This window comes from Metabacillus crassostreae (assembly GCF_016908395.1).
Taxonomy (GTDB): Bacteria; Bacillota; Bacilli; order Bacillales; family Bacillaceae; genus Metabacillus; species Metabacillus crassostreae.
Map to the genome: position 1 here is coordinate 1,077,442 of NZ_JAFBDU010000001.1, position 12,251 is coordinate 1,089,692.

Annotated in this window: 8 protein-coding genes; 2 read left to right on the forward strand and 6 right to left on the reverse strand. The window is 33.8% G+C overall.

Annotated features, from left to right (window positions below; all coding sequences use genetic code 11):
- Positions 1-38: 38 nt before the first annotated feature.
- Positions 39-2,633, reverse strand: coding sequence for a DNA mismatch repair protein MutS (mutS, locus tag JOC75_RS05780; RefSeq protein WP_204953113.1), 2,595 nt, complete (start codon positions 2,631-2,633; stop codon positions 39-41).
- A gap of 196 nt (positions 2,634-2,829) precedes the next feature.
- Between mutS and JOC75_RS05785 the strand changes: the two genes are divergently transcribed.
- A complete protein-coding gene (locus tag JOC75_RS05785) occupies positions 2,830-3,588 on the forward strand; it encodes a MerR family transcriptional regulator (protein ID WP_204953114.1) in 759 nt (252 codons plus the stop codon).
- Complete coding sequence (locus JOC75_RS05790; protein ID WP_204953115.1) at positions 3,578-5,317, forward strand: ABC transporter ATP-binding protein; 1,740 nt, start codon at positions 3,578-3,580, stop codon at positions 5,315-5,317. The genes JOC75_RS05785 and JOC75_RS05790 overlap by 11 nt, the downstream gene beginning before the upstream one ends.
- A gap of 115 nt (positions 5,318-5,432) precedes the next feature.
- Here JOC75_RS05790 and cotE read toward each other — a convergent pair whose 3' ends face one another.
- The 5 genes from cotE to JOC75_RS05815 all read right to left on the reverse strand — a co-directional run bounded on the left by cotE (position 5,433) and on the right by JOC75_RS05815 (position 12,128).
- On the reverse strand, positions 5,433-5,975 hold the full coding sequence (gene cotE, locus JOC75_RS05795; protein WP_204953116.1) for an outer spore coat protein CotE: 543 nt from the start codon (positions 5,973-5,975) through the stop codon (positions 5,433-5,435).
- A 491-nt stretch (positions 5,976-6,466) separates the two neighbouring features.
- Positions 6,467-6,901: a regulatory iron-sulfur-containing complex subunit RicA gene (gene ricA, locus JOC75_RS05800; RefSeq protein ID WP_204953117.1), complete on the reverse strand. Its 435-nt coding sequence runs from the start codon at positions 6,899-6,901 to the stop codon at positions 6,467-6,469.
- Position 6,902: 1 nt separating this feature from the next.
- Entirely contained in the window at positions 6,903-8,429 is a 1,527-nt protein-coding gene (gene miaB, locus JOC75_RS05805) for a tRNA (N6-isopentenyl adenosine(37)-C2)-methylthiotransferase MiaB (RefSeq protein ID WP_204953118.1), read from the reverse strand.
- Between the two features lie 213 nt (positions 8,430-8,642).
- Positions 8,643-10,802, reverse strand: a complete 2,160-nt coding sequence (locus JOC75_RS05810; RefSeq protein WP_204953119.1) for a DNA topoisomerase III — start codon at positions 10,800-10,802, stop codon at positions 8,643-8,645.
- Between the two features lie 192 nt (positions 10,803-10,994).
- On the reverse strand, positions 10,995-12,128 hold the full coding sequence (locus JOC75_RS05815) for a zinc-dependent alcohol dehydrogenase (protein ID WP_204953120.1): 1,134 nt from the start codon (positions 12,126-12,128) through the stop codon (positions 10,995-10,997).
- Positions 12,129-12,251 lie beyond the last annotated feature (123 nt).

Consider the following 12,251-nt stretch of genomic DNA (forward strand, 5'->3'; position numbering starts at 1 on the left):
CCACCCTTTTTAATTTAAAGGAGTTTGAATCCTTTTCTTTAAGACTTTACTTTTTTCTGGAGCTGATAAAGTTCGTTCATAGCATCTAATGGAGTCATTTCTAAAAGATTTAATGATTTTAAGAGTTCGATTGCTGCTTGTTCTTTTTTAGGTATTCGCTGCCCTTTATTTGAAGCTTGTTTTTCAACTGGAAATAATGAGAGCTGAGAATCTGAAAAAGTCTCTTCTTTCACAACATCTTTTGACTTCACTGGTATTGCTTCTGTTTTTTCTTTTTCTAACTCAGTTAGAATTTCTTTCGCTCTTTTTATTAGTGAACTTGGAAGATCAGCAAGTTCTGCAACATGGATACCGTAACTCTTATCTGCTGCACCTTCTTCAATTTTGTGTAAAAAAACTACACGACCGTTCTCTTCAATAGCTTTCACATGGATATTGTTTAATGAGTGTAATTGTTCTTCAAGAACCGTTAATTCATGATAATGCGTCGAGAATAATGTTTTTGCTCCAATAAATTCATGAATATGTTCGATTATTGCTTGTGCTAAAGCCATCCCATCATAGGTAGAAGTACCTCTTCCAATTTCATCAAACAAAACTAAGCTTTGTGATGTTGCGTGAGCAATCGCATTTTTAGCCTCTAACATCTCTACCATAAATGTACTTTGTCCTGAAATCAGGTCGTCAGCTGCACCAATTCTGGTGAAAATTTGATCAAATATAGGTAGAACCGCTTTTGTAGCTGGTACATAACAACCAATTTGAGCCATAATAGAAGTTAAAGCAACTTGTCTCATATACGTACTTTTACCAGACATATTTGGACCAGTAATAAGCAACATGCCACGATCTTTATTAAACGAACAATCATTTGGTACATATTCCTGAGAATCCATCACCTTTTCCACTACAGGATGACGTCCATCTTTAATCGATAACTCACCACTGCTTGAAAATTCCGGCTTACAATAGTGACGATTTTCACTAACAGTTGCAAAGCATTGTAAAGCATCTAACTGACTTAAATGCTTCGCTAAACCTTGTAACCTAGGAATATAGTTTTTAACCTTTTCCCTTATCTCAACAAATAACTGATATTCTAATTCAACGATCTTTTCCTCGGCTTCTAATATTAATGATTCTTTTTCTTTTAGATCAGGCGTTATAAAGCGTTCTGCATTTGATAGAGTTTGTTTTCGCTCATAAACTCCTTCCTCTAATAAATGAAGATTTGCCCTTGATACTTCAATAAAGTAACCAAATATTTTGTTATAGCCGATTTTTAATGATTTAATACCAGTTTTCTGTCTTTCCTGTTGCTCAAGCTGCGCAATCCATGTTTTCCCATTACGACTCGCATCTCGGTATTGATCTAATTGACTATGATAACCGTCCTTAATTATGCTTCCCTCTTTTATTGATAAAGGAGGATTTTCAATAATGGATGCCTCTAATAACATCGTTAAATCATCACAAGCATCAAGGTGTTGTGAAAAGTATCCTTCTTTTTGCAATGTGAGACATAATTTTTCGATCTCTGGAACTTGCTGTAACGATTTTTTTAATTGAATCAAGTCTCTAGCATTTACATTTCCAAAAGCAACTCGACCTGCTAAACGCTCTAAATCATAAACTTCTTTTAAAAGCTGCCTTAAATCCTCTCGTTCAAAATAGTTCGCTATTAATGTTTCAACCATCATTAAGCGTTCTTCTATTTTTGAGCGATCAACTAGGGGCTTGTCCACCCATTGCTTTAGAAGACGAGCGCCCATGGCAGTCTTTGTTTCATATAATAGCCATAGAAGTGATCCTTTTTTTCCTTTTGAACGAATCGTTTCTGTTAGTTCTAAATTCCTTTTTGAATATAAATCTATTTTCATTGCATCTTGTAAATAATACACCTTAACTTGTTGAAGATGATCAAGACTTCTCTTTTGAGTACGTTCAAGATATGTTAGTAATCGTTCGAACGTTATAACAAGACGCTCATCCTGAACTTGATTTAGTATAGATTCAAATTTAGAGGCAGCATTGCTATCAGGTTGATATGACAGTGTCGCCTGACATCGATCAATTAGTTGTTTTTTCAATGATTCAGGAAATTCATTTGAAATAACAACTTCCTTGGCTCCAACAGAATAAACCTCATTTAAAAGCTCATCAAAGCTTGCACAAATAGCAACCAAATTTTCTCCTGTTGTTAAATCACTTAAAGCAAGACCAAATTGAGAGTCAAAAACTGTTACAGAAGCAATGTAGTTATTTTCTTTGTCTTGTATCGCTTTCCCATCCATAACAGTTCCAGGTGTAATTAGCTGTACTACCTCTCGTCTAACAACACCTTTTGCTTGCTTTGGATCTTCTGTTTGCTCACAGATAGCGACTTTATAGCCTTTTGTAATAAGCTGCTCAATATAGTTAGGTGCAGAATGATGCGGAACTCCACACATTGGAATTCGATCCTCTCCACCACCATCACGACTTGTTAATGTAATTTCAAGTTCCTGTGATGCATGGATGGCATCATCAAAAAACATTTCATAAAAATCACCTAATCGAAAAAATAAAAAGGCATCTTGATAATTTGCCTTAATCTTTAAATATTGTTGTATCATCGGCGTATATGTTGCCATTTTTATCCCCCAATATCACCTAAACGTTCTATAAAAATTACATTTTATTATACCATAGATCGACAAATTCTTGGTGTTTATGCATAAGGGAAACAGAGGAATGTAAAAAAAAACAAAAAAACGTTGCATCTAACGTAACGTTAGATTTTACAATAGGTTTATAGATAAAAAAGATATCTATTAAAAGGAGAGAGCCATGAATACAACATATCCGATTGGAGAATTCGCAAAAAAGACTATGACCACTGTTCGTACTTTGCATTATTATGATGAAATTGGGATCTTACATCCCTCTCAAGTTTCTGATAAAGGTAGAAGATATTACACTGATGAAGATATTATTACTTTGCAAAAGATCATTTCGCTAAAATTTTTAGGCTTCTCTTTAGATGAAATAAAGGAATTAATGAACTCAAGTAATTGGGATCTAAAAGAGTCTTTACACTATCAAAAGCAGAAAATGATTGAAAAACAATCACAAATAAAACAAATGATTAAGACACTAGATCATGCAATACATCTTGTTGATGACAATAAAAAAGTTGATTCCTCCATCTTTGTTTTTCTAATTCACATGATTCAAAAAGAAGATGAACAAAAAGAATGGCTCAAAACAATTTTTGACGAAGAAAAAGTACAAAAAATGTATCTTCATAGTGATGAAAAGCAAAAACAGATTGAAAAATCTTTTTTAGAGTTTTCTTCTACACTTAAAAGTTTATATGGTAAAGATCCGGGATGCTATGAAATACAACAACTAATATATGAATATATACAGCTTACTGAAGAGGTTTCAGGTATGAATATCACCACATTTTTAGAAGATATCCCGGAAAATATCGATGAAGATCCTTGGTTATTTCCTTCACCATTTACAAAGGAGGAAGAAGAATGGTTAGCTAAAGCCTTCGATATTTATTTAACAAAAATAGGAGTGAACTTAAATGGAAGATAAACAAATTAAAGGAGAAACAGTAAAAGCTTTTTGGAATATGTTAAAGAGTTCAAAGCCCCCAAAAGGGATCTTAATCGTCGCTCTTTTATTAAGCATCGTTGAAACAGGTTCAGGTCTTATCGTACCGCTTCTCACTAAAGATTTAGTTGATCAGTTAGCTTCATCTTCATTAGAGATATCTATCATTCTCATATTGGCTTTAGCATTTGTATTGCAAGCTGTTACATCTGGATTCGCTTATTATTTAATGACATATATAGGTGAAAAGGTGGTCTCATCCATTCGTGAGAGATTATGGGCCCACATCCTCAAACTTCCGATACCTTTTTTTGATACATTTGAATCTGGTGAAACAATGAGCAGAGTCACTCAGGATACAAATACAGTAAAAACATTGATCACCCAGCATATGATTTCTTTTGTTACAGGATTGATCTCCATTTTTGCAACGATCATTATTCTTTGTATGATCGACTGGAAAATGACTCTATTTATGTTATTAGCAATCCCTATTTCTTTAGCAGTTTTCATTCCACTTGGCAGAAAAATATTCACAATATCAAAGTTAATGCAAGATGAAATGGCGAGTTTTTCTGGTAATCTAGGAAGAGTATTATCTGAAATCCGATTGGTTAAAGCTTATCATGCTGAGAAAATAGAGTTAGAGAAAGGGAAAAAAGGGATATCTCATTTATTTGAGTTTGGTCTAAAAGAAGCAAAAATCCAAGCAATTATTTCACCGTTTATGACATTTATCATGATGCTTATGTTGATTATGTTAATTGGTTATGGAGGGGTACGTGTTTCAACTGGTGAACTTTCAGCGGGCTCATTAGTAGCAATCATAATCTATATGTTTCAGATCATTATTCCTTTTAGCACAATGGCAACTGCTTTTACAGCCTTTCAAAAGGCAATGGGTGCAACTGAGAGAATCAAAGAAATATTAGCAATTGAAGTTGAAAATCCTTCAAATAAAGAAATTGTATCAAACCCATCACAACCAATTGTATTTAATAAAGTATCTTTTTCCTACAATAAAGATATTATCTTGAAAAACATCACTCTAGCTATACCTCCTGGTAAAACAACAGCTTTTGTTGGTCCAAGCGGAAGTGGTAAAACAACGTTATTTTCGCTTTTAGAACGTTTCTATGAAATTGATCATGGCGAAGTTTTCTTAGGCGAAAACAATATAATTGATTTCGATTTAGAATCTTGGAGAAATGAAATTGGTTATGTTTCACAGGAAAGCCCCATTATGTCAGGAAGCATAATGGAAAACATAACGTATGGATTAATGAGAGATGTTTCAATTGAAGAAGTGGAGCAAGCGGCTACACAAGCAAATGCGATGGAGTTTATTTCACGTTTGCCTCAGGGGTTAAAAACTGAAGTTGGTGAAAGAGGTATAAAATTATCAGGAGGCCAACGACAAAGAATTGCTATAGCAAGAGCATTGATTAGAAACCCAAAAATACTTTTACTTGATGAAGCCACCTCAAATCTTGATAGTTCTTCTGAAAAACTTGTTCAAAAAGCTTTAGAAAACTTAATGATCGGAAGAACAACATTAGTTATTGCACATCGTCTAGCTACTGTTGTTGAGGCAGATCAAATTGTAGTACTGGAAAACGGTGAAATTACAGGTCTTGGAACACATAAGCAATTATTTGAAAGTCATCCATTGTATAAAGAACTAGCAGAACAGCAATTGCAAACAGCTTGAAAGAAAAAAACGATCCATTATAATAGTTCTAATTTTTAAAAAAGCCTCTAAAAAAAGAGGTTTTTTTAATTCCTTTTGAAAACTAAGAAAAAACTAGGAGGTAATATCCTCCTAGTTACTCCTCTACATCTCCAACTAAAAACTCTGGATTTAAATCTTCAAATTCGTCATCTAATTCTTCTTCCCAATCTTCATCATCGTCGCAGCCTTCTGGATTAACATGAACACAAACTTTAGTTTCACCAATAACTTCTGCAAGATGTTCTCTTTCGGCTTGAACAATGATTTTATTGCCATTTGGTGAAATTGTAACCTCAAGGCAATTTGGCTGTTGAAGTGCTTTACAGATAACTTCGTGTTCGTCATCAATGAAATTGTCATCTTTATAACGAAGCTTTATTACGTCGACATATGTTACACGTTCAGTCACAACTTCTGTTTTTGTGTTTTCGTTGTAAGAATACCAAACGTTAATGTCATAAGTACCTTCTACTTCAACTGTTTTCCCATTCTTATGAGCATCATAATTATGGTTAATAATCCAGCCACCTAAAATGCTCGCAGGTTTTTGCGATGGTGAAATCGTATGTGTACACTGTGTAAACTTGCGGCCTTTCGCAACAACTGCTTTTGTGATAATCTCTCTGTATTCAGACATTCGAGCATACCCTCCTCAATAAATCTTCATTAAATCCTATGTTAGGCTAGTAACATATGTGCTAAATAATAAAATGAATTGATGACATGAGTATCCAATTCATGAAACTTTATAGTTCATTGTATGCTGCATTGATGCAATATGTGCCTAAAAAACAAAAAAGGTGCATGTTCTTAAAAAAAGTGAAAGCCTATCTTTACTACAACAAAATAATTGCAAAGAAACCAAAGTGATTTTTAACTTGAATTTCTTCTAGTGTTTCAAAGAAATTTATGTCCAAATAACGCCAAATATGCATAATTAATAAAATTTTTATTGCTATTCTAAGAGTTATAAAAAATTTTAGAATAGCTTTCATTTTTTATTATACCTTCACATCATAAGTCTAAAGAACACCTTCCAAAAGATTAGAACAATGGCAAAGGGTACCACTCAATTTCAAAAACATAAAAAAATAGGCATGCGTTATTTCGCATGCCTATTTCTTAAATTTATGAACAGCTACCACCAGTAGAGCTACGGACCTTCGAACCTGTTTCACCAGCTAAAAGGTCTCCACCAGTAGAAGAGATTACTTCATTAGTCACTTTATTTGAAATTGTATGTGACACAAGCTGAAGTAAATCATTCACTTCAACTTGAGAATCTTGAAATTCCTGAATGATTGGAATTTCATCTAGTTGGTTTTGAATTTTTTCAATTTTTTCTTCTACCTGTTTTAAAGCTTCGTGTTTTCCATAATGTTGGAAGTTAACAGCTTGCTTTTGTAAGCTTTTAATACTTGAAATCATTTCACGAATTTTTTGATTTTCATTAATTTGTGCTTCAGCACGTTTGAAGAAATCAACCTCGTTAGACTCAGAAATCATTTGTGCCAATTCACGTGCTTTTGCTACGATATCTTCTTTTGAATATAATGTTGTCATCTTAGTTCACCTCAACCGCTTCTTCTACCATTTCTCCATTAAGCGTCCATGTTTTTGCTTTCGTTATTTTAACTTTTACAATTTGCCCAATGGAAGATTTTGGTGCCTTAAAGTTTACTAGCTTACTTTTCTCAGTATAACCTGCGAGAACATCAGGGTTATTTTTACTTTCACCTTCAACAAGAACATCAACAGTTTTACCTTCATATTCTTTTAGCTTTTTAGCTGATGTTTCATTCACCAAAGCATTTAAGCGTTGAAGACGTTCTTTTTTCACTTCCATCGGTACATTATCCTCCATTTTAGCAGCAGGTGTACCTTCACGAGGTGAGTAAATAAAGGTATAAGCACTATCAAACTCTACTTCTCGATATAATGAAAGTGTTTCTTCAAATTGTTCTTCTGTTTCGTTAGGGAATCCAACAATAATATCTGTTGTTAGAGATGCATTAGGCATTGCTTCTTTAATTTTACGCACAAGATCTAAATAATGCTCACGACTGTATTTACGAGCCATAATCTTTAGGATGTCCGTACTACCTGATTGAACTGGTAAATGAATATGATCTAAAAGATTTCCACCTTTTGCTAATACTTCGATTAAATGATCATCAAAATCTCTTGGATGACTTGTAGTAAAACGAAGTCTTGGAATATCAATTTTTGAGATTTCATCCATCAAGTGTGCTAAACCATACTCAATATCTTCAAAATCCTTACCATATGCATTAACATTTTGACCAAGAAGTGTAATTTCTTTGTAGCCCTGTGAAGCTAAATGACGAACTTCTTGAATGATTTCCTCTGGACGTCTGCTACGCTCTTTACCACGTGTGTAAGGAACAATACAATACGTACAGAACTTATCACAGCCATACATAATGTTTACCCATGCCTTAATATTGCCTTTACGGACTTTCGGAAGGTTTTCAATAACATCTCCTTCTTTAGACCATACTTCTACAACCATTTCTTTAGACATATAAGCTTCATGAAGAATGCTAGGTAGTCTGTGTATATTATGTGTACCAAAGATCATATCAACAAATGGGTGAACCTTTAGTATACGATTAACAACAGACTCTTCCTGTGACATACATCCACAAACACCTAATAATAAGTCAGGTCTTCTTTTCTTTAAAGTCTTTAAATGACCAAGCTCCCCAAACACTTTGTTTTCTGCATTTTCACGAATTGCACAAGTATTTAGTAGAATTACATTGGCATCTTCAACACCATCAGTTGGCTCATAACCCAGTGCCATGAAAATACCAGCCATAACCTCTGTGTCATGTTCATTCATTTGACACCCATATGTGCGGATGTAAAACTTCTTACCTTGTCCCATTGCTCTATATTCTTCAGGAATCGAAAAACCGTCGTATTTCACTTCTTCTTTACCACGTTTTTTTGCATCCTTTAGAGAAGGAGGCATGTACACGGCTTGGAAATACTGGCTGTAGTCCTTATCGGATTTTTTGTCCGAAGGATTTACTTGAGTACTTTCCTTACGCTGTTGTTCATTCATTCTGTCATTCTCCTTTCAAACTACCTTTTACCTTTTTCTACAACAATCATATCGTCTTAGCAAAGCTAAAAACTTTAATGGTCAGTTTTTATAAAATCTATAAAAAATTTATTAAAACATACAACTAAATAGTATATCGCTTATATTGTGAGAAGACAATCTTTAATAGAATCTGTAAGGAAATTGTACACGTTTTTCACTAAAAATGCTAATCTAGTTTTTGGTATGTGCTGACTCAAAAATAAATTGAATTTTTCCTTCTTTCCAATCTAACTTTGCATCAAATGTTTTATCACCTTTTTTAAATCCTTTTATTAAATTTGTTTGATCTCCCTTTAATAGCTTCTGAATATTAGTTTGTGAAATTTTCTTGCTAAGAATTTTCTTTGATATTGTAAAATTGCATTTTGTTTGTTTATAGTTCGTACAACCGTAGAATTCACCTTTATCAACTATATCACCATCACACAATTTACATTTACCTACATTTTTCCCTATCGAGTAGCGCGAAGTAGTCCGTTGTATGGACTCAACATTAAGTCCTTCAAAATTCCATGTTGCTGCAATAGAAATAGCATCTGACACGATTTTAGTTGATAGTTTTTTAGTTTGCTCCATAAATAAAGCTGGTGAGGCTTGTCCTTCACCTATTTCTGATAAACGCTGCTCCCATTTAGCAGTCATCTCTGGAGAAGCTAAAACATGATCACCTACAGCTTCTATAAGAACTTTTCCCTTATCTGTTGCAAATACTTGATTCTTCTTTACTTCGATATACTTACGATCTTGTAGCATTGTAATAATCCCAGCTCGTGTTGCTTCTGTTCCCAAACCTTCAACCTTACTTAATATTTTTTCTAATTCATCGTTATCTAAATATTTTCCAGCCGTTTTCATTAAAGTGATTAACTGACCCTCTGTATACCGTTTAGGTGGCTGTGTTTTACCTTCCTTTGTTTCAATCTTGTCTACATGCCCAGTGTCACCTTTTTGGACATTTGGAAGTAATTCATCTTTTTCTTTATCGTCTTGAAAAATTACTTTACGCCATCCTTCTTGGATCTGTTGTTTACCCTTTGTAATAAATTCTGCACGTCCATCTACCAAAGTAGATAAAGTTGAATAATCAAAAATCGCCTTTTCATAATGTGCTGCTATTAATCTTCGTACTATCATGTCATACATTTTTTGTTCATCACCAGACATACGTTTTGGATCTCTTACTTGTTCCGTTGGAATAATGGCATAGTGATCTGTTACCTTTTTTTCATTAACATACCTTGTATTGTTTATTATTGATTGTTTAGGTAAGGGAAAAAGATCTTTATATTCTTCAAATTTGCTAAGCTTTGTTAATATATCCGGAAATTGTTCAGCTTCTCCTTTGGTAACATAAGTCGAATCACTACGCGGATAAGATACTATACCTTTTTGATAAAGTGATTGAACAATATCTAATGTTTTCTTAGGTGAAAATTTAAATGCTTTATTCGCTGTTGCTTGTAAGGATGATAAATTAAATAATAACGGTGGTTGATATTCCTTTCGCTCAGTAATTAGCTCTTTTATTTCTGCTGGCTTATTCTGACAGAATGAGGCTATCTTCTGTGCAAGTTCTTCTTCCAACACACGCGTTTGGTTATCTTTTTGCCATTTCCCTTTATATTTCTTTCCATTTACTTTAAACGTTGCAACAATTTCCCAAAAGGGCTCAGGCTTAAAATGCTCAATCTCTTTTTCTCTTTTCACAATTAAAGCAAGCGTAGGTGTTTGTACACGACCTGCTGAAAAAACATCATTCATACCTTTTTGCTTTAACAGAAGCGAATATACTCTAGAAGCATTCATTCCTACTAACCAGTCTGCACAAGCACGTGAATAGGCTTCATAATAGAGATTTTTCGTTCTTTCATCATCGAGTAATTGCCGAAAGCCTTCGAGAATAGAAGCAGGAGTTAATGATGATATCCACAATCTTTTCAAAGGTTTTTTCACACCAGATAAGCTGATGATGTTGCGAATAATTAGTTCCCCTTCTCGCCCAGCATCACCCGCATGGATGATTTCATTAACAGATGGATTTTTAAGAAGCTTATTAACGACATTGAATTGTTTTGTTTTTGATTTTGTCACTTCATATTGAAATTTCTCTGGAATAATTGGCAGCATGGAAAGCGACCATTTTTTCCACTCTGCTTTATAAGCTTCCGGTGCACTTAATTGAGTTAAATGTCCTATAGCCCACGTACAATAAGCACCTTTTGGAAACAGATCATTAGGCTTTATTTCAAAATAACCATCTCTTTTAACTCTTTGAAATTGAGCGCATAGTGTAGCAGCTTGATCTGGTTTTTCTGCTATGATTACTTTCATCTATTATCACCTTAAATTATTAATCTACGAATCATTTATCTACTTTTACTAGTTTACTTTATTTTTGTTAAGATTAAAAATGTAGGAAAATTCATTTTATAAGGTTTTTCTTAGTATAAATTTTAAAATAATAAAAAAAGACCAACATAGTAAGGTCTTACAGCCTAATCTATGTCAGCCTTATTGATTTACTTATGGTTTTAAAACAACCTTTATACATTGGTCATCATGACCGTTAAAGATTTTATATGCATGTTCTGCATCATCTAATGAAGTTTTATGAGTAATAATCTCTTGTGGATCAATTTCTTTACTCGTAATCATATCATATAGCTTTGGCATGATTGGGATAATTGGAGCCTGACCCATTTTAAGTGAAATGTTTCTTGCAAAAAAGGCTCCTAATGGAAAGTTATTGTAATTAGCTCCATATACACCTGTAAGCTGGACTGTTCCACATTTTCTTACTGCTTTTGTTGCAATTTGTATGGCTCCTATTGTTCCACCTTGCAGCTTTAACTTTTGCTCTATATATTCTAAAGGAGATTTTTTACCATCCATACCAACACAGTCTATCACAACATCTGCTCCACCATGTGTGATTTCTTTCAAGTGTTCTCCCATATCCGGAAATTCTGTAAAGTTGAACGTTTCAACTTTGTTCTTCTCTTTTGCATGATTTAAGCGGTATGTTTCATAATCAACAGCAATAACTCGTTTTGCCCCCTTCATCCAAGCAAACTTTTGAGCCATTAATCCTACAGGACCACTACCTAGTACGATAACTGTATCATCTTTTTTGACTCCCGCATGCTCAACACTCCAGTAAGCAGTTGGTAGTACATCTGATAAAAATAGAAGTGACTCGTCTTCTAATTCACAAGACTCTGGAATTAAAAAAGGTGTGTAATTACCAAAGGGAACCTTTAAATATTCAGCCTGTCCACCTGGATGATTACCGAATTTTTCGGTATATCCAAATAATCCACCAGAATCATAATGAGGATTTGAATTATCGCATTGACTTGTTAAATCACTTTGACAATAAACACATTCTCCACAGGATACATTAAACGGAATGACAACTCTGTCACCTTTTTTCACTTTTGTTACATCTGGACCCACTTCTTCTACAATGCCCATAGGTTCATGACCAATAATATACCCTTCTGGTAATGGCATATTACCTTGGTATAAATGTAGGTCAGAACCACAAATTGCTGTTGACGTTATTTTAACAATAATATCATCTTTTTTCTCAAGCTTTGCATCTGGCACTTCTTTGACAGCAACATTATTTGGACTTTGATAAGTTACAGCTTTCATCATAACACTCCAATCTATATCAATTCATCTAGTTAAGTATGCCCAGAATATGTATATAGATTTATTAAAATTACAGTAAAATTGATTTTGTATTAACTTAAACTCCATATGCCTAGAATTTAC